The following is a 24,309-nucleotide window of genomic DNA, read 5'->3' as shown; positions in this document are numbered from 1 at the left end:
ACCCTAAAGGATCACGGCCAGGCTCGCAACCCTCATGCGTGTCAGGAAAAACGCCGAATGAGAACGCGCCCTTCGTGATGTTCAGCGCTCGACGAGCGCGCCGATCTCTAGTGAGAGGTCTCGCAGAAGTTCGTCGAGTTCCTGCACGCGACTCGCGTGCGCCGCGATGGTGAGATCGCCACCGCGCTCGGCGAACAGCGCACCGAGGCCCTCGCTGGCCTCGAAGATCCCTTTGACGAACACGACGTCGCGAGCACGGACACGCACACTGCGGGTTACCAGGTCCGGACCGATGAGCGGGGCGATGGGCACGGCGACCGAGCCTAACAGAAACGGCAAACCCCGAACCGGCGAGGTCTTCCGAGCGCCCGTGGTGCGCAAAACCGTCGCCGAGAGCCAGCGTCACCGTGACGACCAGACCCAAAATGCTCTAGCGTGCGCTCCCAGATGCCCACGCCCGAACCCAAGGACGACGCGGAGGAGCTCGACGAGCTCCCCCCGCTCGATCCCTCGTTCGACGACGAGCGGGACGATCCGGACGAGGCCGAGCTCGTTGCGCTGCTCGACCCGCTCGAAGAAGACGTCGACATGGACCCGGAGCCCCACATCCCGGAGCTCGAGCTGGGGCTCGAATTGCCGGACGAACCCGACATGCTCGGCGATGAGCACGAGGGGATCCTGGACATTCAGGGACTCTTGACGCTGGCGGACGAGGCCGAACCCTCGGAGGACGGCGACAGCGCCGGCCCCGAGAAATTGGACCCGGCGGCGGACATCCGTGAAATCGAGGAACCGATCGTCGGCTCCCTCGAGGAAGGCACCGACGAGCCGCTGGAGGATTTGATTTCGGAGGATCTGCCCGAGCTCGACGCAGACGAAGCGGGTGGGCTCGAGGACGAAACTTCGTGGCTCGCCGCCGAGCCAATGCTCGATGAAGAGATGCCCGAATGGTCCGAGCGCCCGTGGGTCGTGATGCGACACGAAGAGGCGGGAACTGACCTCGGTGCGCTGGCACTGACCGCAGGCCGCGTCTGGGTGGCCGGCAGGCGACTCTGTGCGATCGACCGGACCGGGTCGGTGCAGGTCTTTCCGACCAGCTCACGCGTGGTTCGCCTCGCCGGGCTCGGACGCGGTGTCGTGACGTTCTCCGCGTCCGATGCCCTCGAGTGCTGGAGCGAGGACGGGCTGACCCGCCAGCTGACTGGCCACCGCGAGTGCCTGGGCCTGACGACCGACGCGCCGGCCCAGATCGGCATCAGCGCCCTCGGCGATGGCGCTCGCGCCTTCCTGCTCTCCGCCGAATCGAACCGCATCGCGGTGAGCCACGATTCGGGCGCAACGTTTCAGGGCAGCGAGCTCGGAGGCAAGGTCCAGGCGCTGTCGGTGGGCGCGCCGGCACGCCTCGTCGTGCAGGGCAACGAGGGGTTTTCGCTGCTCGAAGCCGGCGCACCCGGCGCCACGCTGAGCCGCGTCGAGCTCGACGCCCTCGCGGAAGAGACGGCGCGCGGCGCCGGTCTCTTGCTCGGATCGGCGGGCCGCGTCGTTGCGCTCGCCAGTCGAGATCGCGGGCTGGTCGTGTCCGCCGACGGCGGGCGCTCGTTCTCGCGCGTTCCGAGCACCGTCCACGCCACCGCGCTGTGTCTGGGTGAGACCCGCGGGCGCCCGCGGGTCTGGCTGGCGGTGTTCATCGAGTCCGAAGAGCGGAGCGTGGTCATCGAGGTCGACGTGACGACGCGGTCGGCGGAGATCGTGGCGGAGCTCGATCGCGCCGATCTCGCGCCTGCGCACGAGGTCGACGACGGCCGGGTCAGCGCGCTGCTGTGGGACGGAGCCTCCGGCTGGCTGTGGGCCGCGGGCGGCTCGGGCCTGTATCGCATCACCCCCCCCGCCTCGAGCTCGTGAGAAGGTCCTCGAAGCTTCGGCCGCGCGCGCAGAGCTCCCTTCCCGTCCTTTGCGCGTCGCGCGAGTCCCTCCGGGGCGACGGGCTGACCTCCCGGCTCGCGCCGCAGCACCTCCGCTTGGTGTACTTGGCCAAGTTTTGCGCGACGTGGTAGGCGCGACGAGTCATGGCGATCATCGTCCAGAAGTACGGCGGCTCCTCGGTGGCGGACATCGGCAAGCTGCGCCAGGTGGCCGACCAGGTCGTACGGGCCCGGGCAGAGGGCAACGAAGTGGTGGTCGTGGTGAGCGCGATGGGCAAGTCCACCGACAACTTGCTCGCGCTCGCACGCGAGGCGGCGCTGCCGCCGGATGTCGCCCCGTCGAACGGCGGCGCGCAGCCGGAGCCCGCGAAACGCGAGCTCGACATGCTGCTCTCGACCGGAGAGCGGGTGAGCATGTCGCTCTTGTCCATCGCGATCCAGGCCCGCGGCTACGACGCGGTGAGTTTCACCGGGTCACAATCGGGGATCATCACCAACGACCGGCACTTTGACGCGCGCATCATCGAGGTGCGCCCGCATCGCATCGAGGACGAGCTACACCGTGGTCGCACCGTGATCGTCGCGGGGTATCAGGGCATGAGCTACAAGCGAGAGATCACCACGCTCGGGCGCGGGGGCTCCGACACCACCGCGGTCGCGCTGGCCGCGGCGCTGGCCGCGGATCGGTGCGAGATCTACAGCGACGTCGACGGGGTCTACTCGGCCGACCCGCGGGTGATCGCAGACGCTCGTCACCTGCCCTCGCTGGACTACGAGACCATGCAAGAAATGGCCGAATGCGGCGCGAAGGTGCTGAACGCGCAGGCTGTCGAGTGGGCGCGGCGCAACAAGATTGCCATCGTCGCGCGCCGCACCGGCGACGGCGTGGACCAGGCACCGTTCCGGGAGACCGTCGTCTCGGACGCTTCCCACTCGGACGCCGCGCGCCGCGCGGTGGTCGTCCAGAAGAGCCTCGCGCTGATCAGTGTGGACCGCGCCGCCGTCGGAGCTCTGCTCGAGGTTGCGGCCCGACACTCCCTGCCGCTCGGTGATCTGACGCTGGGCAGCACCGAGGCCGTCGCTTGGGCGCCGCTCTTGAACGTCCCGAACTTCCGAGAGGTCAGCGGCGCGCTCCAGGCCGCGGGGCTCGCCGGCCTGAAGCTCGAGGAGGGCCTCGGCCTGCTCAGCTTGGTCGGTGTCGAGGTCGGCACTCGCGCCGACGTGCTGTCGGAGGGTCTGCGAGCGCTGACCGCCGCGCCGCGCTTCGTGTTCAGCCATCCACTCCGGCTGTCGTGTGTGCTCCCCGAAGCAGCGCTCGAGCCGGCGGCCCGCGCGTGGCACGAAAAGCTAGGCCCCGGCGCGGCGCAGCCGGACGCCACGCGGCTGACGGCCTGAGCGCGCCGCTTCGCGCGCAGGCTCAGACTTCTTCTTCGTCGAGGGCAGCGAGCGCAGTGCGATACAACGTCGCCTCACTGAGCCGTCCGTCTCGAACCGCGCGCGACGCCAGCCGCGACAGCACCTGACGCAAGCGCCACATCAGATCGGCGCGGCGATGTTCGGCGATCTCCTCACGGCGAGCTGACAGGAGCGCGTACACCTCGTGATCACGGCCGAGTCGTATCAACACGTCTGCGAGCTCGAGCGCCAGCGCGTCGTCCTCGGCGTTCGCGCGGACGGCGAGCTCGAGGCGCGACGCCAGCTCCACGTCTCGTGGATCGAACTCCGCGGGGATCTCCGGGTCTTCCGGGGGCACGAAGGTGTCGCTCGGCTCGTCGGAGCGCGGCTCACGCTCTGCTTCCGTGTCGATGGCCACGAGCCTCCCCGGCGGCTCGTCCGATCCGAGCGCAAGCTCCTGCTCCACCTCGCGGCCCGGAGGCAATTCGACCTCGAGCGGCTCCGCCTCCGCCAGCCGAAGCTCCACCCGCGCAGCTTCGCGCTGAGGCAGCTCGACCTCGAGCGGCTCGGGCGTTGCCGCCGGCAGCTCCACCTCGAGCCCAGCGTCGGCACTCGCTGCCGCCGGCGGGCGGCGCGCAGCCTTGCGTTGCGGTTCGGGTTCGACCCGGCCGCGTTCTCGGCGACCGCGTGCCGCCACCACAGCCGCGACCTCGCGGTAGGCGCTCGCGACGTCCTTGTCCCGCGGACTCACCCGCAGCGCGACCGCCAGGTGTCGCTCCGCCGAGAGCACGTCACCTTGGGTGTCGCGTTCGAACCGCGCCGCCTGCATCAACCACTCGGCGGCCGCATCGGGCGGTGCTTCGGCGAGCTCGATGCGGTCGCGCATGCGCCCAAACGCCAGGCTGGCACCAGCAACGTCCCCAATTGTGGCACGCCACTGCCCTTCCAGAAGCGCCGCCTCGATCGCACGCGGTGAGCCGGCATGCACCTGCCTGACACGAGCAATGGCTTGGGGCATGTCCTCTAGATCCGTCGCGAGCAATCGCGCCATGTCCACCAGAGCATCAGCGTCCCCGCGTCCGGTTCGTTCGGACAGCGCAACTGCGCGCGCCAACAACGCAAACGCACGCTGACTCTTGCCCGCTTCCATCAGCGAGCGGGCCAGGCCCGCTGTCGCCACCGCGTCGTCCGGCACGTAGCGCAGCGCGCGCTCGAACAGGCGTCCCGCGTCCTTGACGAATCCGTGAGTGAGCAGGGCGCGCGCGGATCGGGTACATGCTCCGTGTCGAGCACTCGCCCCGAGCGACGCCGCCTCCAGGTGTTCGGCGTCCGCCAGAGCCCCATCGACGTCACCCAGCTCGACGCGAGCGTCGAACCGGGCCCAGCGCACCTCGGCGAGGCCTGGCGACGCCGCCACGGCGCGGTCCAAGAAGCCCCTCTGCTCGGCGCCGGAGCTCGTGAGCTCACTCAAGCGCAACCACAACCGGGCGCTCAGCGGGGCAAAAGGCTCACCTTGCACCATGTTTTCGATGGCTTCGGAGGCACCAGCGAGATCTCCAGTTCGGGCCAAGAGCTCCGCTCCGATGAAACCCGAGCGCGCCGCCGGCAGCCTCTCGACGATGAGCCCTAGGGCCGCCTCGGCACGCCCAGCGGAGAACAGATCGATCTCACCAATCAGCTGAGTGATCTGCGGGTGTCGCGGCGCGTGCTCGAGCGCTGCGATGTAAAGCGCACGCGCCGCATCGAGCTCACCGCGCACCAGTGCGTCATCGGCCTGCAGCGTGAGCGTCGCGAGCTCGAGTGCTCGAGCCGCGGCCGCGTGCATCAACGCCGGCTCGAACGCCGAGTCGAGTGCCACATGCACCTCATCGCCGTGGGACTCCAGCTCACCAAACCGCACGCGCGCGGTCGATGGGGCGCGCGCTCCAACCGCAGGCAACACCGCCCGCGTGAGGCGTGCAGCCACGCCGCGAACGGTGACCAGCCTGCCCGTTCGCTCGCCGAGCTCGCCGAACAGCGTGTCGACCGCCTGCAACGCAAACAACAGCGCGGGCGCGCTCAGGCCCGCACCGCGAACGTGGCTCAGCACGAAGCGGGCATCCCCGCCGATGGGCGCCCACAAGAGATCGAAGGCAAGTGCTCCTCTCGCCCCGGAGAGTCCCAGTGCCAGCCCCTGCGGCAGGGTCCACACGCTGGGTGCGCGCTCGAGCGGCCCGACGATGTCGCCGAAGCGCGGCGCGAGCCACGACGACAGTCCGGTGTGGGTGACCGCGAGCTCGAGCCGTTCGAGATCTCCACGCCGATGTCGAAACACCGGCACGCCGCCGGACAGGTCGACGGGAAAGCGCAAGCCCGGCAGGGTTGCCGACAAGCCTCGCAGCTCGAGCGGTCCCACTTCCACCGGCTCGTACAGCTCGATGCCCAGCGCGCCGCGCGTGGCGGTCAGCCGGAGCGGGACCCGACCATCGGCGAGGGCTGGATCGGCCGCGAGCGGCCACTGCCCGATCGGGCTCAAGCCGGGGGAGCGCTCGGACTGCGACACGTTGGCGCAATCGTACCAGGTCGAAAGCAGGCAGGGTAATGCCGTGCGCGTCCGCTCACGAAGCGCTTATCGAAGCCGTGGTCCGGAGTCCGGCGGGCATTGGTCCGAGGGCAGTGCTCACCGACCGGAAGGCTGGAGCTCGGGCGTAGGCAGGCGCGCGTGAGCTCCTCGGACGGCGCCGCGGCGCGCTGCGGACAAAACGAGCGCGCGGGCCATGTGGCCCGCGCGGTGACTCCGGGCGTGACGTCTCACGCGCCGTCTTTGCCTGCCTTCTTCTTCATTCGACGCATCAGCTCGGCAAACCCGCTCTTCTTGATGACGCGCCCGAATTGGCTGCGGTAGTTGCCGACCATGCTCGCGCCCTCGGTCACGATGTTACCCACGACCCACTTCCCGTCGACTTTGTGCATGGCGTAGTCGATGTGAACCGGCTCTTCGCGCGCATTGGTCTTGCTCTTCGCGACGGTCTTGACCAGGACGCCCTTCTTGGCGTCGGAGACGCCGTCGTAGGTCACCTCGTAGTTCGCGGTCTTCTTCAGGTTCTTGCGGTAGGCGTTCTTCACCAGCCGCTTCAGGAGGTCCTGGAACTCCTGCTTCTCGGCGTCAGTCCGGTCGTCCCAGTGCGTGCCGAGGGACTCCTTCGCGAGGTCCGCGTAGTCCAGCAGCTCGTCGAAGACCTGGTCCATCTTCTTCACGTCCGCCGCTTTGCCCTTCTTCACCTGCGCGCTGAGCTCTGCCTGTTTTGCCTTGAGCACGGCGTCAGCGTTGCCGTCGGCCAGGGCGGTTGCCGAGAAGCCGAGCAGGAGGCCGATGACGGTGACGAAGTGGAACCAGCGGCGACGGAACATGACGTGATTTTCCATGGGGCTACTCTTCGTTTTACGCAACGGGGGTGCCAAAACTTCACTGCCGGCGAAATTTCCGGTCAAGTCCCTGAAATTCATTCACTTACGCCCGGAGCGCGAAGGCGGGGGGTAGCCCCTGACCGTGCCCCGCCCGTGATCTGTGCGTCCGGCGCACACCGACCGTCGTTCACGCCGCGGGCTCCGGGTCATGGGCCGCGAGCGACCGCCCCAGGCTGACCCGGAAGGTCGCACCCTGCCCGGCCTCGCTATCGACCCGGAGGCCGAACCCGTGCTCTTCGGCGATGGCCTTGACGACCGCGAGCCCGACACCGGTCCCGTGGCTGCGGGTGGTGAAGAATGCGTCGAACAGTCGCGGTCTGGCCGCCTCGTCGATCCCTTCCCCCTGGTCGGACACACTGAGCTCGGCGACGCCGTCGGCGACGGTGACCCGCACGTTCACCACCTCACCCGCGCTGCTTGCCTGTACCGCGTTGCGCACGAGGTTCCAGGTCAACTGTTTCATGTGGCCCGCGTCTGCCTCGACACGAACACTCTCCTCCCCTTCATACACGACGTCGACGTCGGACACCGCCCGTCCGGACTTGCCAGCCAGCTCGACGACATCGCGGGCAATGCGGGCCACATCCACCTCGGCGATCTGCGGTGTACGAGGTCGCGTCAGGTCCATCATGTCCGTGACGAGGTCGTTCAAGCGGCCGGCCTCTCGCTGCACGATGTCGCACAGCTGTTTGTCTTCATCCGAGAGCTCGGGGCTGTCCCTGAGCAGCTGAATCGAGCCCGCGATCGACCCGAGTGGGTTCCTGATCTCGTGGGCGAGACCGGCGGCCAGGCGGCCAAGCGCCGCCATCCGCTCGGCCTGATCTGCCCGGGCCTCGGCCGCGACAACCCGCCCGCTGGCAATGCGCAGCCGCTCCGCCAGGTAACCCGAGAGCAAGGTCACCACCACCAGCATCAGCAGGTTGACCAGGACGTAGTAGACGACCTCGCTCGGGCTGAGCTCGTACAGCGTACGGGGTTGGTCGGAAGGCGGAGGCAACCAACCGCGTTCGAGCAGCGTGACCACGCCGATGTAGAAAGCGCCTCCTGAAGCCGCAGCGACGGTTGCGCCTCTGAGGCCGGCGAGCGCCGCGCCCGCGACGCAGGTCAGACCGTAGAATGACGTCGCGCCGCTCGCCGCGCCTCCGGAGAGATAGACGAGGACGGTCCATGTCGCCTGATCGATGACCAGCTGCGCGAGCGCCAACAGCTCGAGCCTCTTCCCGGCGCGGAGCACCGCTGCGTAGATGCCGGCGCTGGCGAAGGCAAATCCCAGCGTCGCCCAGCCGACCTGGGTGCTGATGGTCTCGCCGCCGGCGCTGCGCAGGTAGAAAGAGCCGATGACACCCAGCGCCGCCGACAGGAAGAAGAGCCGGGCGGCCGTGACCCAGGCCAGACGCCGCGGCAAAGGCGCGCCGGCGAGGTTGTCGGGAATGCCAAGGCGGACGGGCACGAGCGCCGCCCGTCAGTCGGCCTTGATGTTACCGGCGAGGGAGAAGATCGGGAGGTACATCGCGATCAGCACCACACCCACCATCCCGCCGACACCCACCATCAAGATCGGCTCGATGGCGCTGGTCATCGCCGCCACGGCCACGTCGGTTTCTTCTTCGTAGAAGTCGGCGATCTTGTTGAGCATCTGATCGAGGGCGCCGGTCTGCTCACCCACCGCGATCATCTGGACGACCATGTCCGGGAACACCTTGGTCTCGGCCAGCGGCTCGGCCATGTTTTTGCCCTCGCTGATCTTGGTCCGCACGTGCTGAATGCCCGACTCGATCACGACGTTGCCGCTGGTTCGCGCGCAAATGTCGAGTGCGTCGAGGATGGGCACACCGGACTGAAGCAGCGTGCCCAGCGTGCGCGTGAAGCGTGCGACGGCGATCTTGCGGAGCACGGGGCCCACGATCGGCATCTGCAGCATCGCCTTGTGGACGACGCGTTTTCCGGCGGGTGTCCGGTAGAAGTAGATGAACGAGCCGGTCGAGATCAACAGCACGACGATGATGAACGGCAGATAGCTCACGAAGCCGTGGGACAGCGCGACGATGATCTGGGTCAGCTTGGGCAGGGCGTCCTTGCCACCGCCGAAATCCGCGAACATGCGCTCGAACGCCGGGATCACGAAGGTCAGGAGGACCGTCATGACACCGCCGGCAATCACGATGACGATGCTCGGATAGACCATTGCGCCGCGCACCTGACGCACGAGCTTCTGGCGCTTCTCGAGGTACACCGACAAACGCTGCATGATGGTGTCCAAGATGCCGCCGACCTCGCCGGCGTGGACCAAGTTCACGAACAGCTCGTCGAAGACCTTCGGGTGTTTGCGGAGAGCGTCGCTGAACGACGCGCCCTGCTCGACGGCGCTCTTCACTTCTCTGAGCACGTTCCCGAAGATCTTGTTGGTCTGCTGACCGCCCAAGATCTCCAGGCACTGCACGAGCGGCAGGCCCGCGTCGATCATCGTGGCAAAGAGGCGCGTGAAGGTGACGAGATCTTTGGTCGTGACGCCTGACCCGATGGTCAGGTTGAGGTCTTTGGCCTTTTTCTTGACCTTGACCGGGTTGAGCTGCTGCTGTCGCAGGCGCTGATTGACGGCGTCCGCGCTGTCCGCCTCCATGACGCCCTTGCGGACTTCCCCGGTTCGGGCGCGTGCTTCCCACGCAAACTCGGCCATGCTCACTCTTATCGGACGGACAGGACCGAAGCATAGCGGCGTCGACCCGAGAGCGTCAAAAGGTCGGCCATGATTGATGACCCGTCGCTCCGCGAAATCGCCGAAAACTCCCTGGTGCGGCTCGGCGTCAGCCCAGGAGCCAGCCTCGCGCTCGCCCATCGCCGAGCGGGGGCCTGGGAGGTTCGTGTCGGGGGGGCCGGCCACCTCGACCGGGCCCGGCGCCGGCCGGTCTCAGCGGAAACACCCTTCGATCTGGCCTCGGTGACCAAGTCGGTGTTCGCGCTGACGGTGGCGCGCCTGGCCCATCGGGGCGCCATCGATCTTGGTGCTCCTCTCGCTCGATACCTGGCCGAGGCGCGGGGAACCCCCTCGGCCGAACTTCCCCTGGAGCTCTTCCTGGCCCATCGCGCGGGCCTCGCCGCTCACCGCACTCTGTTCGCCCCGCTGGTCGCCGGTCAGCCCGTTCGGCGCACCGTGGCCCTGCAGGCGGCGTGCAACGCGCGCCGAGCCGACGCTCGAGGACCGGTCCCTGAGCATGGATTCGCGCCGGTCTACAGCGACCTCGGGTACCTGCTCGCCGGCGTTGCCGTCGAGCGGGCGGTCGGGCAACCACTCGACGAGGTCGTCAGGGACGAGGTCACGGGCCCGCTCGGGCTCGCTTTCGTCTCCGCTCGCCAAGCCGTGCGGGCCGAAGGTTTCTCGTCCCGGGTCGCGGCCACCGAGGTCGTTGCATGGCGCGGTGGGGTCGTGCGCGGGCTCGTGCACGACGAGAACGCCTGGGCCCTCGGAGGTCACGGCCTGTGTGGGCATGCCGGCCTATTCGGCACCGCCGAGTCCGTCGCCCGTTTCGGTTGCGCGGTCCTCGATGTCCTCAGCGGGCGCGCTCCGGAGCTACTGCCCCCGGAAGCTGCCGAGTGGCTCGTTCGCCCCCGGCCCGGTTCGACCTTGCGCGCCGGCTTCGACGGAGTCGAGGGCCCAGGGTCGGCCGCGGGCACCCAGATGAGTCGCCGGACTTTCGGGCACCTCGGGTTCACCGGCACCAGCCTCTGGTGCGATCCCGATGCCGGGGTCGTGGCGGTGATATTGACCAATCGGGTGCATCCGACGCGCGATCACCTGGCCATACGCAAGGCACGCCCCAGGGTTCAAGACGCATTGATTTCGCTGCTCTGTCCCCGCCCCTGACGCTGCCTCGATGCGCGCGGCCGGACACCTGCCGCCAAATTCCTGGAAACATTCGGAAAGACGTGCAAAATTTCCAATTGTTCCTGCCGTCGTTGGCGACGGCGCCCTTTCGCGGCAGGATCGAGGCAGTCAGCCGATGTGGAAGCTCTCAATCGAAGACGACCAGGCCAATAAGACGGTCGTCAATCTCGTCCGCGACGAGTATTCGATTGGGCGCGCCGAGGAGAACACCGTCCGACTGACGGAGCGGAACATCTCTCGGCTCCACGCCAAGCTGGCGCGCAACGGCACGGGCTGGGTGCTCGAAGACGGCGCCAGCTACAACGGTTGTTTCGTCAACGGCGTGCGGGTGAGTGAGCCGCAGGGCCTGGAGCACGGCGACCTGGTGCAGGTCGGCGACTACCGCCTGGAGATCACGGACGAGCAAGTTTCGCAGGCCGCCTTCGCCAAGTCGACCGTGCCCGCGATGGCCAAGGGGCAGTCGATGATGAGCCAGCCGGACCGGCTGGTCATGTTGGCGGGCCCGACACCCGGTGCCGAGTTCGCGCTCGCAGGAGCTCGTGTCGTGATCGGTCGCGGAGAGGAGTGCGAGATCTCCGTGAACCACGCGTCGGTGAGCCGGGTTCATTCGGAAATTCAGGCGCTCGGCGACGGGCGCTACGAGATCGTGGATCGCGAGAGCGCCAACGGACTGCGCGTGAACGGCGTCGACCTGAAACGAAGCTTGCTCGACGCGCGCGACACCATCGAGCTCGGCGACGTGGTCTTCAAGTTCATCCCGGCCGGCCAGATTTACCATCCCGGCGCCGATACGACGACGCAGATCGGCGCCGTCGGGGCCAGCATGCTCGAACGCCACACTCCTGCACCCGGTGTTGGCATGGAGCGGCGCACCGCGGCCAACGTCGGGATCCCGCCGATCTTGAAGGGAGTCGCGGGGCTGGCATTCCTGGGTGTCCTCGTCATGGTCGGCATGGTGGCGCTCGGCAACCGTCAACCCACCGCCGGCGACCCGGCAGCTCAACCAGGGGACACGACGCTGCAGGTGCTAGCCGACGCGATGACGCTCGTTCAGAACGGCGACGTCGAGGCCGCACACAACAAGGTCACCGGCGAAATCCCCGAGAACAGCAACGCCCGCCAGTCCAACGAGTTCAAGGACATCGAGGCACGCTGGGCGGACATGTTGCTCGACCTCGCGGGCCGCGAACCCGATCCGCAGAAGAAGCGCGCACTGCTCGAGCGCGTGGCGCAGGCGACCAGCGTGGACTCGGTCCGTCGCAAGCGCGCCTCCAACGAGATCGCCGTGCTCGATCAGGGAGTCGATCCCTCGGAGCTGCCCAGCGCGCCCAAACCGGAGGGCACACCCGCAGACGCGGCGGCGGTTGCGCCAGCGCTCTCCGGGGGCATCGTGCGCAGCGATCCTTTCGCGACACCGGGCTCGAAGCCGAGAAAGCCGGAACCGTACGCTGCCAAACCGAAGCCGAGCGCGCCGGAGACCGGTGGCCCGGACGTCAAAGATCTCGCCCAGAGTGGTGATCGCGCCAAGCTCACCAGCGCCAAGAATGCGCTAAAGGGCAAAGCGGCGAGCCGCAAGGCCTCCGATAGCGAGCTGCGCATGCTCAGGGCGTTGTGCCGGCAGCTCGGTGACATGAGCTGCGTGAACTGAGCCGCGCGTATCTCGACACGAGGTGCGCACGCCCTTCCGGATCCTCCGAGCAGCGAGCGATGACTGAAAGAGAGCTCCGAGTTCGTGTGCGCGGGGCGATGACCGAGAGCCCGCGGGGCGCGCTCACCTCACGCCCGGTGCTCGCCGTGCTCACTCTGCTCGTGCTCGGCGGGTTGGCCGAGGTCACGCCGGCCTTTCGCAAACTCCGATTGCTGGTCGCCCCAATCGAGTCGGAGGCAACGCCAACGGGAGTTGCCCCGCCGGTTCTCGAGGTTGGCCAAGCGGAGCTCGAGACCGAGACACGCTCGCGCCCAGAGCTCGCACAACCCGAGCACGTCGAGATGCCGGCCGAAGCTCGCGGGCCGATCGCCCAGAAGACCGCAGGGGGTACGCCCCTGCCCGCCATCGATGCGGAGAAACCGCCCATCCCGCTCGAAGGCGGCGAGACCGGACTGGCGGGTTTTTATCGCGCGCTCGAGCACACGATCAAGAAAGAACCCGGCGCCGTCACCCGCGTCGTGCACTTCGGTGACTCGATCGTGACCAGCGACTACGTCTCCGGCACGCTGCGACGCAAACTTCAGCGCCAGTTTGGCGACTCGGGGCACGGCTTCTTGCTGATGGCCAACGCCTGGCCCGCCTATTTCCACAACGACGTGAGCCGCTTTGCATCGAGCGGCTGGCTGGTGAGTCGCATCGTCGGACCGCTCGCGCCGGACGGCCTGTATGGCCTGGGTGGCGTCTCGTTCCGCGCACCCCCCGGCTCACGCGCGCGCTTCGGGACGGCCAAGCGCGGCAGTTTCGGGCGCAACGTCTCACGCTTCGTCGTGGCCTACGTCAAAGAGCCCGGCGGCGGGAAGGTGAAGCTGCGCATCGACGGGGCGGACCGCGTGGAGCTGGATACCGCGGCGCCAAGCACCGTGGTGGCGTACGAGGAGGTCCAAGTCGAGGACGGCGAACACGAGCTCGAGGTCGTGACCACCGCCGGGACGACGCGGGCGTTCGGCGTCGTCATGGAGCGGGATGCGCCCGGCATCGTGCTCGACGCCATCGGGATCCAGGGCGCGCGCGTGCGGTTCCTCGACAAACAGGACGATCAACACTGGGCGGAGACCCTGCGCTGGCGGCGCCCGAACCTCCTGATCTACGAGTTCGGTGCCAACGAGAGCGGCGACGGATTCGCCTACCCGATGGACGAGTACTTCCGCACGATGAAGGACGTGCTCGAGCAGGGGAAGCGTGCGGTTCCCGATGCCGGCTGCCTGGTCGTCGGCGCGATGGACCGCGCCGAGAAGAAGGGCACGACGCTGGCGTCGATGGCGGTGATCCCGGCGATCGTCGCCGAGCAGCGCAAGGCCTCGGCTGCCGCCGGGTGTGCGTTCTTCGACATCTACAAAGCGATGGGGGGCCCTGGCAGCATGGCCGCTTGGGTCGGGCGCGGCTTGGGCCAGGCCGATCTGACCCACCCAACCGGCGTCGGCTCGGAGGTGCTGGGCAACTGGATCTTCCGGGCGCTCATGGCCGGCTACGACGACCACAACAAGGCTGCGCCGCCTTGAGCGCAACACCGCCGCACGCACCTCACTCGGGACGCGGGGGCAGCGCCCCGAGCAACGCCGCGTACAGGGCCTGGCCCAGCTTTTCGTAGCCACCCGGCGCCAGGTGGATGCGATCGGGGGCAGCCAGCGGCGGTTTCTCCTTCGCCCAGCGCGCAAAACTCCCCTCCCCGCCCATGGCGTCGAACGCGCTGAAGAATCCGCATCCGAGCTTTACCGCTGCGCCCTTCGCAGTGCTGTCGAACTCGAGCACGCGCGGGGCGCTTCCGCCAGCGAGGGTTGCCATGTCCGGCGGGCCGACGATCAGACAGTCAGCGTTCGGTGCAGCCGCGCGCACGCGGCCCACCAGGTCGTTCAGGTGCTTTTCGTAGCGCGCGCTCGGCAAGGTCGAGGCCGCTTCGTTGGTGCCGTAGACGATCACCACCAGCGCCGGCGCGCGCTCGGCCAGCGCCTGACGCCACTCCGCTTCGTTCCACGCGAGCGGTGTCGCCACTCGGGCGCCGTTGATGCCGAGAGTGTCGAGCACGATCCCGGGCGCGACACTCTCGACCAGCACACCAAAGAGCTGGGGCGCACCGGCCTCGACCCCCACATCGAGCGTCGCTCCCGCGTCGGCGACGAGCTCGAGGTGACGCAGCTGCCCCACCGCTCTGCCAGCCTTTGCATCTGCGCGCTCACTCGTCGTGCCGCCCCGGAAAGACACCCGCAGCCGGTCACCGGGCTCTGCGCGATACATGAGCGTGAAGCGCGTCTTCCCCGCCGATGAGCCCTTCAGTCCTTCGACGCTGACCTTGGCGTCCAGGCTCGTCGGCACGGCGCGCTGACCGCCGAGCCCGAACACACCGTCGAGTTGTTTCATGCTGCCGGCGGGTGACGCTGGCTCGCGCCGCCACTGCCCCTGACGCGCGACCTTGAGCAGTGCGTGTCGATACGGCTCGACGCCGAGCTGCACGAAGCCCGGCCCCCCGTTGCCGAACTGGGCTTGTAGCGGCCGGCGCACCGCGTGGGTGTAGAAGTCCGCCGCGGTGTGGGAGTCGCCGAGCCACACCAATCGCACGGGTGATTTCCGTTCATGCCGCTCGAGCTCCGCGATCTCAGCGGCGAAGTGCGGCAGTGACAGGCCCGCGGCGCGGGGCGACCCTGCGTCGGCGGGCGTGGGCGGCGGCGCGCCGTTTGCGGCGGCGCTCGGGGCGGCGCTCGACGTGCTCGGGGCGCTGGGCACCGCGGCTACGCCCGGGCGCGCGTCGGCCGGCGGCGCCGCACCGGGAAAGGACGCCGTGCCCGCAGCGCACGTCACCGCGATCAACGCCGCAACGCTCGCCAGCGCCAGCGACAAGAGGTCGGAGCGATCAGAAGAGGGCGTCTTCGATCTCACCGATTCGCTCCGTTTCGCTCTGGATGCGCCGCTCTTGGACGCGCTTTCGCACGTACGACACCAGGGCGTCGACGTAGCTCTCGAACGGCGGGCAGCGAATCGGCGTTGGCGCGAGGATCTCGTCGGTGTTGCGAGTGTCGTAACGCACCGGCGTGGCCAGGGTGTCGACGAATGCTCGCGGGCTCTTCGCGAATAGACCGAGGCCCGGCGCGGAGAGCAGCGCCTTGGTCAGCTGCGTCGGAATGAAGCCGCCGGGGAGGCGTTTGCCGCCACTCTGTGCCACCAGCTCGAAGACCCTGCGGACCGTCAGCGGTCGAGGGTCGGCCAGGTGAAAGGTTCGCCCGACGGCGCCTGGCTGGCGCCCAATGTGGTGGGCCGCGCGCACCACGTAGTCGATGGGCACCAGGTGCAGCAGGGCATCACCCCGCGTCGGCAACGGCACCGGGAAGTCCTGCGGTGAAGTGACGATCACCAGGATGAGCAGATAGGGGCCGTCGAAGCGCTCGATCTCACCGGTCGCCGAGTCTCCGACGATCAACGTCGGCCGCAGCACGACGATCGGAAGCGGTGACGCTTTTCTGGCCAGGCGTTCGGCGCGCGCCAAGCTCTCTTCGACGTGGCTGCGAAAGGTCTGCCCACGGTTGAGCTCGTCTTCCAGCACCAGCCCTTCGCGGTTGCCGCTCACCAGCGCGCTCGAGTGGACCACGATGGATCTCACGTTGGTACAGCAGCGCCCGAGCTCGACGACCTCGCGGATCGCCCCGATGTTCGTCTGCTCGGTGGTGTCGCGCGGCACACCCGGATAGGTGATTTGCGCCAGGTGGTGCACGCGGTCGATCTCGGCCCCAAGCGTGCGATACTCCGCGCCGCTCAGCCCGAGATCCATGGCGGCGGCGTCCCCCTCGATGATCACCACACGCTCGCGATGTGCCTTCGGCAAAGCGGCGATGATTTTCGCCGCGTCCTTGGCGAACTTGTCGCGGACGATCAGGTAGAACAGCGAGCGCGGTTCGACCACGAGCAGGTACTCGACCATCTTCCGCGCGCGAAAGTTGGGGAATCCGGTGACCAGGGTCACGTCGTCGTAGCCGCGCTTGGCCAAACCCTCAGCCTCCGCCGCAGTAGTAGCCGCCGACCTGGCCGAGCCACTGGCCGAAATCTCCCTTGTACTCGCAGAAGGGAGCCGGGCCGGACAGCGCAGCCTGCGCGCAGTAGTACCCGTAGATGTAAGGACGGCACACGCCGTTCTGAGCAAACAAACCGTCGCGACACGCCTCTTCTTTGTTCGCAGGACACGAGCCACACGACGTGTTGGAACAAGCGAGCGCACAGGTGAGTGACTCGTTGCAGCTGGGATTCAGGAACGGTGCCAGGCAACGCGCGTACGCATTCTCGGTCGCGAACTGGATCAAGCAGTCGTAACAACCGGGGTCGCTGCTCAGCAGCTTGCTGAAGGTGTCCTGGCAGGATTGCTGTCCGCCCTCACCCTTGCAGGCGGCGGTGATCGTGCTGAGCTGAGCGCCACTGCACGCCTTGAAGGACGCAGGCGGCGACGTGACCGTGTTGGGCGCGCAGCCGGCGTACCCCGCAGGGCAGTTGCCGCCGGAGCTGCAGACTTGCCCGGCGCAGCTCTTGCCCTTGGCGCTGCAATTGTCACACAGGCCGCCGAACTGCCCGCAGAAGGCGTTGTTGGAGCCAGGACGACACTGGCCGGTCGCGTCGCAGCAACCGGCACAGTTGTCCGGCCCACAGTGCGGTCCTTTGTAGCAGTAACCTTGCGGAGCGCAGGACAGCCCACTCTTGGTGCAATCGCCGCACGCGGTCCCATTCACACCGCACTCGGTGTCCGAGTTCCCGACTTGGCACTGACCTTTGGAGTCGCAGCAACCGAACGGGCAGGTCAGCGCGCCGCAGCTCGGCAGGTATGCACAGTAGTTGCCGGGGACACCGCACTTCTTCGGTGAGACGCAGGCTTCGCACGCTTTGCCGCCAGCACCGCAGCTCAGATTGTTCGTGCCGGCGACACACTTGCCCGCGGTGTCGCAGCAGCCCCCGCAGGTCCCGGGGCCGCAGGTCGGCGGCGCCCCCTGGCACGCTCCTCCAACGCAGCCCTGCCCTTGGGTCAGACAGTCGTCGCATTTGCCGCCGCTCACCCCGCAGGCGTCCGACTCGCCGCCATTCCGACAAACGCCCTTCGCGTCACAACACCCTCCACAGTTCGCGGGTCCACACGGGGGCGGCGGCCCCTCGCAGCTACCCCCGACACAACCGAAGCCAACGGAGCCGCAGTCGAAACACGCGACGCCGGTCTTGCCGCAGGCGTTGGTCTCGTCGCCCTTGCGACACACGCCCGCCGCGTCACAGCATCCATCACATGGGCCGCAGCCCGGACTGCCGCCAAAACCACCAAAGCCACTCGTGCCGCCAGCCCCGCCGAAGCCACCGCCGAAGCCGCCGTCGCCCCCAACACCACCGCTGCCGCCGGCACCGAAGCCCCCTGCCCCACCGGCGCCGCCAGCCCCACCCAATCCGCCCCCGCCAAATCCACCTCCGCCCACTCCGCCTCCGCCAAATCCGCCTCCGCCGGTGCCTGCGGCGCCGTCGGCTTGGGGCAGCGGTTCCTCCAGCTCGAGCGGACTGCGTCCGCAGCCTGCTGGTAGGAGCAACGCCCCCGCCGCGATGACGAGACCAAGGGTCAAGAGCCGCTGAGCCGCGATGCCGACGGGGCGTGCCATGCGGTGATTGTACCCCAAAGCGGCGCGCACCGGGCGACGCCGGGGTGCGAGGACTACCGGCTGAGGGCGATGCTCTTCAGCAGACTCTCGAGCGCCGCTTGATCGGCCTCCGCCCGCAAAAACCCGGTGCGGCCCCGCCGCCCGAGCGACACCACGACCGGCGAGCCCGGCGTTGCACTCGGGGTGCCTGCACCCAGGCGGAGCGGCTGCACGAGCACGACGAACGACGCATCCTTCACCCGCGAGAGCGCCGCCGCGACCTTTGCGTCGCCCTTGTGGCTGGCCTTCTCGTCGGAATCCGCCGCCACCATCACGCCCAAGATCGGCACCGCATCCAGGGAGCCCGCCCCGAACACCCGACCGTCCTTGTGCGCCCACAAGAGCTCGAGATCTTGGGTCTCGGCGCTCACCTTGCCCGACTTGTCCGCGGCGGTCCGCATCGGACTCGGCTTGAGGCCGAGCAGCGTGCGCTGCGCGGTGCCCGGCACGCCGGGGATCTGCGCCGAGCTCTGTTTCACGCTGAGCTCACCGGCGAATTGCCGCAGCGGTTCGCCGAGCGCCTTGACCGACAGGAGCTTGAACAGATCCTTGGCGCCGGCGTCGAACTGCTTGGCGTCGGTGGTAGAGGCTCGATAGACGGCGCCACCCTTGCCCGCCTCGACGTAGACGCCATAGGTCTCCCAGTCGCCTCGGCCGCGCGAGAGTTTGTCGAGCACGCCTTTGACCTTCTCGCGGTCGGGCGCCGACAGCCGATCACCGAACAGATCACCGAGGCCTTGTTCGATGTTCTTCGCAGACGCTTCGCGGCTTGCGCTGCTGGTGCGAACCAGGACGGCGATCGGCGTCGCGGCGGGGAGCGCGCCGATCGGCGCCGCATCGCCGAGAGCAAAGCCCGAAAAAATCTCGGCCGCCGCGCCCTCCTTGGCAGCGTCGAGCTCGACCATCACCTCCAGCCGGTCGCCCAGGGGCTCGACGACGATGCGCCCCGCGTCGGCGCTCTCCAGGACTTTGACGAACGAGTCCACGGCGCCCGAGAGCGCGGCGATGGCGGCGGCCGGATCGCCGAAATCTGGCGCGCGTCCGCCGTGTGTCTGTCGGTTCTTGCCGTCCAGCTGCTCGAGCTCGGCCTTCTTGCTCTTCCATGCGTCACGCAGCGTCGAGGCGACCGGACCCGAGAGCGCGGACTTCCTCAGTGACAGTGAGATGGGGCGCTTCGGTGGCGGCTCCTTGCTCAGCGTGCGCGCAGCGTAGGGTCCAACCTCGGTCAAGTCCGCGGCGTGACGCGAGGCGAGCAGGTAGTTGCCGAGGATCGCCAGGCTGACCTCAGTCGAAGCCTTGCCCGGCTTGGGCTCGATCAACGTCATGCCGGTCTCCGCGTGCGCGCGGGCCGAGTAGAGAGCGTCGGCGCCGGCGGTGAGCTGCGCCGTCAGCTCGCGACCACTCCGGACGTGGATCGCGACGGCGACCTGGACCGCGCCGCTGGCGTCGGCGCTTGCCGCGCCGGTCATCGGCACGTCCGCGTCGATGGCCTCCGCCGCCGCCGTCGGCAGGCCGAGCAGCATCGACACGAGGAGGCCAAAACTCTGCGGCAGCAGGCGGGCCGGGCCTCCGCCCGTCTCACGCAGCTTGCCCCAAGCCTCGCCCGGCTTGCCCACCACGAACGTCGCGGCGAGCCCCTTCGGCTCGGGCACCGGAGACAGATCGACCGCTACCGTTCCAGCTTCGGGTCCGCCTTTGGGTTTGTCGTCACACGCGAGGGTGAACCCACCAAGCGCGAGCACGGCAAACCCCACGAGGCGGCGCCACCGGCGACGTTCAGAACGGGATGTCGTCGTCGCCACCACCACCGTAGTCCGCGTCGTCATAACCACCGCTCGGCTGGGGGGATTGCTCATCGGGGGCACCATAGTCGTCCCGGGAGCCGCCGCCACCACCGCCACCACCACCAGCGCCGCCGCGAGCGCCGCCACCACCGCCGCCGCTGCCGGACAAGATGATGTTGTTCGCAACGATCTCGGTGCGGTAACGCTTGTGCCCCTCGCGGTCCTCGTAGCTCGAGGTCCGAAGCCCGCCCTCGACCATCAGGCGCGAACCCTTGGTCAGAAACTTACCGAGCGCTTCGGCGCGTTTGCCCCACACCACGACGTTGTGCCATTCGGTGCGCTCTTGTCGGACGCGATTCTTGTCGAGATAGGTCTCACTCGTCGCAAGCCGCATCTTCAATACAGCCTGCCCCGAGCTGGTGACCTTGAGTTCGGGATCCGCTCCCAGATTCCCAAGCAAGAACACGCGGTTCAGTCCTTCAGCCATCGTCCGGCACTCCTTGAGCCAAATAACCCCGGGCCTCGGGGAAGTGGCCCACGGGTGTGGTCGCTCAGCCGGGAGGAGTCAAGCGCGCCCCGGACAGAATACGCCCGGCCTGGCCGGCCCCGTCTTCCTCGCCCAGTTCGGCCAGCAGTCCCACGACCTCGGCGCGCAGGCTGACCAGGCTCTCGCGCAGCGCGGGAGGCGCGCTCGCGGCGGCGGTGACCGGCGTCGGCGGAGCCAACGGCTCTTCCTTGGCCTCACGCAGGCGCTTGCGGGCGCCCGCAATGGTGAAACCGTGGGAGTAGAGCAGGTCCTTGACCTTGAGCAGTTTGTCGACGTCACGCCGAGAATAGACCCGCTGCCCCTTCGCGCTCTTGCTCGGACGAATGGAGCGAAACTCCGTCTCCCAGTAGCGCAGCACGTGGGGCTCGACGCCGACGATCTCCGCGACCTCCCCGATGCGGTAGTAGAGCTTTACGGGGATGTCCGCGCGCGGTCCGCTCACCAATTACTCCTTCGCGAGCTCGGGGGAGACACCCGTGGGGCCGCCCGTGCGTTCGTCATTGAGCGCCTGCTTGAGCAGCTGGCTCGCTTTGAAGTTCAGCACCCGGCGCTCCGTGATGACGATGGGATCGCCGGTCTGAGGATTGCGACCCTGCCGCTGCCGCTTGTCGCGGAGCACGAAATTGCCGAAGCCCGAGATCTTGATCTTCTCGCCCCGCCCCAGGGTCTCCTTCATGGTCTCGAAAACCAGATCCACGAGATCGGCTGACTCCTTCTTCGAGAAGCCCCCGAGCCTCGCGTAAACGGCTTGGACGATGTCGGCCTTGGTCATGCGCTCCCCCTTCAGCGCCCAGTCGGGCTGACCCCCGGAACCACACCCGGGTCGGTCGTCAGGGTAGGGTCATAGTACAGGTCCGCGACGAAAAGTCCATGCGTCACGAGAGCATGGCTCACGTGACCCGGGCCGCTTTCAGGCTGCCCGGGAGAGCACCGGCGCTTCCGCGGGCTCGGCCGGCGGCTCGGACGCCCGGGCGAGGACCGCCTTGCGAACGGCGACCTGCTCCGCCACCACCAGCCAGGCCACGTAGGAGTAGCCGAAGGTGAACAGCGAAGCGAATGGCGCGGCGAACCAGTGCCCGGTTTCAAGCGCCGCGACGACGCTGACGGCACTCAAGAGGGCCAGGCCGATCTCGAGCATCGGCAGCTCGGCGTGTTGCCGGTAACGGCCGGCAATGATGCCCTTCTTCGGGGTCCGGACGAACTCGCCCGACATGCTGTTCAGGCCCTCGTAGACGGCTCGAGACAGATGCGGGGCGAGCCCAGCACCGAGGGCGATCAGGAGCGGCAGGCGTTTGACGGCCATCCATGCCGAGCGGCCCTGAGCCCGCTCAGCGACGATGTAGAAGCCGGCGAGGGAGCCCGTCGCACCGAGGCAGAGCGGCAGGTCGACGATCAGCATCATGCGCGGATCCGTCGCGGGCATCAGGATCAGCGCCGGCAAGAGCAGCACCGAGAGCAGCACCATCAGCGGATAAGCGAAGTGCGGCGTGAGGTGGAAGAAGGCCTCGAGGCGTTGAGAGAAGGTGAGCTTGGAGGCGATCAGCCGCCCCATGAGCTTGCGGGAGGTCTGCACCGTGCCCTTCGCCCAGCGGAACTGCTGCGCGCGAAACGCGCTCATGTCCTCCGGCAGCTCTGCCGGGGTGATGACGTCGGGCCGATAGACGAAGCGCCATCCGGCGAGCTGCGCCCGGTAGGACAGATCCAGATCTTCGGTGAGCGTGTCGTGCTGCCAGCCGCCGGCCTCTTTGATGGCCGCGCGCCGCCAGATGCCACCCGTGCCGGAGAAGTTGAACATCAACCCCGCGCCGAAGCGGGCGCGATTTTCCACCAAGTGGTGGCCGTCGAGCATCAACGCCTGAATGCTGGTGAGCAGGCTGTGGTTGCGGTTCAGGTGACCCCAGCGCGTCTGGACCATGCCGGTGTTTGGGTTCTGAAAGTGGCCCACGACGTCGCGGAGAAAGCGCGGCTGCGGGATGAAGTCCGCGTCGAAGATCGCGACCAGCTCGCCCTTCGCCCGGGACAGACCGTAGTCGAGGGCGCCGGCCTTGTAGCCCACGCGGTCGGGACGGCGGATGTAGACCATGTCGAGGCCCTGGCGGCGCAGCTCCGCGACCTTGGCCTCAGCGATCGAGCGGGTCTCGTCCGACGAGTCGTCGAGCACCTGGATCTCCAGCCGATCGCGCGGGTAGTCGATGGTGGCCGCCGCTTCGAGCAAACGCGCCACGACCGTGGCCTCGTTGTAGAGCGGGAGCTGGACCGTCACGGACGGCAGATCACTCTCGCTGATCTCGGGAGTGCAGACGGCCTGGGCCAGGCGGCGACGGTGACGCGCCACGAGCAGCACCAGGTGAGCGCGGTGCACGCCATAACCACAGAGCAGGAGGAGGACGGCGAAGTAGAGGACGACGAGGGCGGTTTCCATGGGTTACCGGTGTTCAGGTAACACCCGGAAAACCGGCGATCGTCACGAGCTTGTAATTTGTTGCACTGCGTTGTCGAACAGGGCTTTACATTACAATTTCGAGGGTTTGTCGCTACCGAACAAGATGTCGCCGCCGATTCCGAGGCTGACGACGAAGTGGCCGGCCTTGGTCGGGCCTTCAGGGTCCCCCCATGGGGTCTTGGGGATGTTTCCGTAGCCAGCCTCGGGGAAGAGCGGCACCCGGTTGGAGTTGGGGGGATCGGGCGGCGTCGTGGCTTTTCCGCAGCCGTCTTCCAGGCTGAAATCCGCGGATTGCCCAAACGCAATGGCCGCGTAGGGCGAGAGCTGAAGCCACGGGGTCATCGGGATCTGAAGCCCGCCTGTGAGCCGGAGCGCAGTGCCGAGGGCCTTGAGTGTCTGGCTGCAGTCGGCGCGGGGCGCCTTCCAGTCGATGTCCCGCTTCACGTCGAAGCGGTGGATGAACAGGAAGTCGAGCTCGCCAAACAGCCCCATCTTGCCCGGCGGTGCCGAATACATCAGCCCGACGCCGAGATCGATGCCCTGAGGCACCACCTTGATCGTCGTCTCCGGTGGCCCGAGCTCGAGGCTCTTCCCGGGCTGGTAACTGTTGGCTCCGAACAGGAGCAGCGCCGAGTACTGGCGGAACACGCGCACGCCGCCCCGCAGCTCGACCCCGCCGCCTGGGCCGAAGAAGTCCTTCATCTGATAGCCGCTGGCCAGCTCGCCCGCGGGGATGCTCGCGCCGACCCGGGCCCCGACCAGAAATCCGAAATTCCCCTCAGCCTCCGCGGGCGCGGCACCAGCGGCGCCCCCTTCGCCGCCGTTCTTCGCGCCGCCAGCGCCCGCGCTCGCGCCGCCTTCGCCACCACTGCCGCCCGCTCCGCCTGCCCCCGCCGCCGCTGCGTCGGGATCGACCTCGAGCTTGAGCTGCAGCTTCTTCTTCTCGCCGGGCTTCAGCTCGAGCGTCTCCTCCAGTGACTTGTATCCTTTGGCCGAGACGGTGACCTTCCGGCGTCCTGGGTTCACCGGACGATCCGCGCCCAACGCGGCGGTGGGCACGTCCATGCCATCGATCTCGAGCTTCAAACCTTCCGCACCCGCCGGCTCGATGTTGATGCGCAGCGCGGCAATCTTCGGCTCGACGTCCGGCAGCTCTTTCTTGGCGTCCGCCACGGCGTCCTTGAAGACCTGCGGTGCGTTGTCGGGGAGCTGGGTGCGCACGAGCCGGCGATACGCCTCGGCAGCCTCGACGAACTGACCCAGCTGCGCCTGACAGCGAGCGATGTAGACGAGATGAACGGGCGCGTCGTAGAGCTGCTCTGCGCGCTGGAGTTTGTCCAGGGCCTCGGTGAACTTGCCCGCCTTGTACTGATCGATGCCCTGCGTCGCGAGCTGACGCGCGGTGGCCTTGTCGGCAGCAGACTGGGCCACGGTCGGCGGCGCCACGCTGACGATCGAACCGAGCACCGCGGCCCCGATGATGACGCGGGCGAGCCCGCCCGCAAGAAAGCTTCGAACCAGGCGCATGGCTTTCC

19 protein-coding genes are annotated in these 24,309 nt (G+C 68.1%); 5 read left to right on the top strand and 14 right to left on the bottom strand.

Features of this window, described 5'->3' with window-relative positions:
- Positions 1–81: 81 nt before the first annotated feature.
- On the bottom strand, positions 82–312 hold the full coding sequence (locus tag IPI67_40575) for a DUF4911 domain-containing protein (protein ID MBK7586472.1): 231 nt from the start codon (positions 310–312) through the stop codon (positions 82–84).
- 135 nt (positions 313–447) lie between these two features.
- Here IPI67_40575 and IPI67_40570 point away from each other — a divergent pair, with 135 nt between their 5' ends.
- Both IPI67_40570 and IPI67_40565 read left to right on the top strand, forming a co-directional pair.
- Positions 448–1,902, top strand: coding sequence for a hypothetical protein (locus IPI67_40570; GenBank protein ID MBK7586471.1), 1,455 nt, complete (start codon positions 448–450; stop codon positions 1,900–1,902).
- A gap of 164 nt (positions 1,903–2,066) precedes the next feature.
- The gene (locus IPI67_40565) at positions 2,067–3,317 is read left to right on the top strand and encodes an aspartate kinase (protein ID MBK7586470.1); all 1,251 of its coding nucleotides are present in this window, start codon (positions 2,067–2,069) and stop codon (positions 3,315–3,317) included.
- A gap of 22 nt (positions 3,318–3,339) precedes the next feature.
- On the opposite strand, the gene IPI67_40560 is transcribed toward IPI67_40565, so the two are convergent.
- From IPI67_40560 to IPI67_40545, 4 genes are all read right to left on the bottom strand, one after another.
- A complete protein-coding gene (locus IPI67_40560; protein ID MBK7586469.1) occupies positions 3,340–5,859 on the bottom strand; it encodes a hypothetical protein in 2,520 nt (839 codons plus the stop codon).
- A gap of 248 nt (positions 5,860–6,107) precedes the next feature.
- Positions 6,108–6,722 (bottom strand): ABC transporter substrate-binding protein, encoded by a 615-nt coding sequence (locus IPI67_40555; GenBank protein ID MBK7586468.1) that lies wholly within the window; start codon positions 6,720–6,722, stop codon positions 6,108–6,110.
- A 169-nt stretch (positions 6,723–6,891) separates the two neighbouring features.
- The gene (locus IPI67_40550) at positions 6,892–8,214 is read right to left on the bottom strand and encodes a two-component sensor histidine kinase (GenBank protein MBK7586467.1); all 1,323 of its coding nucleotides are present in this window, start codon (positions 8,212–8,214) and stop codon (positions 6,892–6,894) included.
- Positions 8,215–8,226: 12 nt separating this feature from the next.
- Positions 8,227–9,441 carry a type II secretion system F family protein gene (locus IPI67_40545; GenBank protein MBK7586466.1) on the bottom strand — a complete coding sequence of 405 codons (1,215 nt, stop codon included), beginning with the start codon at positions 9,439–9,441 and terminating at the stop codon, positions 8,227–8,229.
- A 69-nt stretch (positions 9,442–9,510) separates the two neighbouring features.
- Between IPI67_40545 and IPI67_40540 the strand changes: the two genes are divergently transcribed.
- The 3 genes from IPI67_40540 (at position 9,511) to IPI67_40530 (ending at position 13,854) form a co-directional block, all read left to right on the top strand.
- Positions 9,511–10,626, top strand: a complete 1,116-nt coding sequence (locus IPI67_40540; protein ID MBK7586465.1) for a beta-lactamase family protein — start codon at positions 9,511–9,513, stop codon at positions 10,624–10,626.
- 136 nt (positions 10,627–10,762) lie between these two features.
- Entirely contained in the window at positions 10,763–12,295 is a 1,533-nt protein-coding gene (locus tag IPI67_40535; protein MBK7586464.1) for an FHA domain-containing protein, read from the top strand.
- Positions 12,296–12,354: 59 nt separating this feature from the next.
- The gene (locus tag IPI67_40530) at positions 12,355–13,854 is read left to right on the top strand and encodes a hypothetical protein (protein MBK7586463.1); all 1,500 of its coding nucleotides are present in this window, start codon (positions 12,355–12,357) and stop codon (positions 13,852–13,854) included.
- A gap of 22 nt (positions 13,855–13,876) precedes the next feature.
- Here IPI67_40530 and IPI67_40525 read toward each other — a convergent pair whose 3' ends face one another.
- From IPI67_40525 to IPI67_40485, 9 genes are all read right to left on the bottom strand, one after another.
- Positions 13,877–15,226 (bottom strand): hypothetical protein, encoded by a 1,350-nt coding sequence (locus IPI67_40525; protein MBK7586462.1) that lies wholly within the window; start codon positions 15,224–15,226, stop codon positions 13,877–13,879.
- Positions 15,201–16,328: an SDR family oxidoreductase gene (locus IPI67_40520; GenBank protein MBK7586461.1), complete on the bottom strand. Its 1,128-nt coding sequence runs from the start codon at positions 16,326–16,328 to the stop codon at positions 15,201–15,203. Before IPI67_40520 ends, IPI67_40525 begins: the two co-directional genes overlap by 26 nt.
- A 4-nt stretch (positions 16,329–16,332) precedes the next feature.
- A complete protein-coding gene (locus IPI67_40515) occupies positions 16,333–17,961 on the bottom strand; it encodes a hypothetical protein (GenBank protein MBK7586460.1) in 1,629 nt (542 codons plus the stop codon).
- 53 nt (positions 17,962–18,014) lie between these two features.
- Entirely contained in the window at positions 18,015–19,754 is a 1,740-nt protein-coding gene (locus IPI67_40510; GenBank protein MBK7586459.1) for a hypothetical protein, read from the bottom strand.
- A gap of 22 nt (positions 19,755–19,776) precedes the next feature.
- Positions 19,777–20,271 carry a single-stranded DNA-binding protein gene (gene ssb / locus IPI67_40505; protein ID MBK7586458.1) on the bottom strand — a complete coding sequence of 165 codons (495 nt, stop codon included), beginning with the start codon at positions 20,269–20,271 and terminating at the stop codon, positions 19,777–19,779.
- A 64-nt stretch (positions 20,272–20,335) separates the two neighbouring features.
- On the bottom strand, positions 20,336–20,773 hold the full coding sequence (locus tag IPI67_40500) for a MerR family transcriptional regulator (GenBank protein ID MBK7586457.1): 438 nt from the start codon (positions 20,771–20,773) through the stop codon (positions 20,336–20,338).
- 3 nt (positions 20,774–20,776) lie between these two features.
- Complete coding sequence (locus IPI67_40495) at positions 20,777–21,103, bottom strand: integration host factor subunit alpha (protein ID MBK7586456.1); 327 nt, start codon at positions 21,101–21,103, stop codon at positions 20,777–20,779.
- 138 nt (positions 21,104–21,241) lie between these two features.
- Complete coding sequence (locus tag IPI67_40490) at positions 21,242–22,753, bottom strand: glycosyltransferase (protein ID MBK7586455.1); 1,512 nt, start codon at positions 22,751–22,753, stop codon at positions 21,242–21,244.
- Between the two features lie 90 nt (positions 22,754–22,843).
- On the bottom strand, positions 22,844–24,301 hold the full coding sequence (locus IPI67_40485; protein MBK7586454.1) for a PEGA domain-containing protein: 1,458 nt from the start codon (positions 24,299–24,301) through the stop codon (positions 22,844–22,846).
- Between the last annotated feature and the right edge of the window lie 8 nt (positions 24,302–24,309).

It is taken from the genome of Myxococcales bacterium (assembly GCA_016706225.1).
GTDB lineage: Bacteria > Myxococcota_A > Polyangia > Polyangiales > Polyangiaceae > JADJKB01.
This window is presented reverse-complemented; position numbering and strand designations above follow the sequence as displayed.

What these genes read in the sequence shown, in the direction of transcription:
- IPI67_40570 (MBK7586471.1), top strand. Translation starts at nt 448, where the DNA reads ATGCCCACGCCCGAACCCAAGGACGACGCGGAGGAGCTCGACGAGCTC.
- IPI67_40565 (MBK7586470.1), top strand. Translation starts at nt 2,067, where the DNA reads ATGGCGATCATCGTCCAGAAGTACGGCGGCTCCTCGGTGGCGGACATC.
- IPI67_40555 (MBK7586468.1), bottom strand. Translation starts at nt 6,722, where the DNA reads ATGGAAAATCACGTCATGTTCCGTCGCCGCTGGTTCCACTTCGTCACC.
- IPI67_40545 (MBK7586466.1), bottom strand. Translation starts at nt 9,441, where the DNA reads ATGGCCGAGTTTGCGTGGGAAGCACGCGCCCGAACCGGGGAAGTCCGC.
- IPI67_40540 (MBK7586465.1), top strand. Translation starts at nt 9,511, where the DNA reads ATGATTGATGACCCGTCGCTCCGCGAAATCGCCGAAAACTCCCTGGTG.
- IPI67_40535 (MBK7586464.1), top strand. Translation starts at nt 10,763, where the DNA reads ATGTGGAAGCTCTCAATCGAAGACGACCAGGCCAATAAGACGGTCGTC.
- IPI67_40530 (MBK7586463.1), top strand. Translation starts at nt 12,355, where the DNA reads ATGACTGAAAGAGAGCTCCGAGTTCGTGTGCGCGGGGCGATGACCGAG.
- IPI67_40515 (MBK7586460.1), bottom strand. Translation starts at nt 17,961, where the DNA reads ATGGCACGCCCCGTCGGCATCGCGGCTCAGCGGCTCTTGACCCTTGGT.
- ssb (MBK7586458.1), bottom strand. Translation starts at nt 20,271, where the DNA reads ATGGCTGAAGGACTGAACCGCGTGTTCTTGCTTGGGAATCTGGGAGCG.
- IPI67_40495 (MBK7586456.1), bottom strand. Translation starts at nt 21,103, where the DNA reads ATGACCAAGGCCGACATCGTCCAAGCCGTTTACGCGAGGCTCGGGGGC.
- IPI67_40490 (MBK7586455.1), bottom strand. Translation starts at nt 22,753, where the DNA reads ATGGAAACCGCCCTCGTCGTCCTCTACTTCGCCGTCCTCCTCCTGCTC.
- IPI67_40485 (MBK7586454.1), bottom strand. Translation starts at nt 24,301, where the DNA reads ATGCGCCTGGTTCGAAGCTTTCTTGCGGGCGGGCTCGCCCGCGTCATC.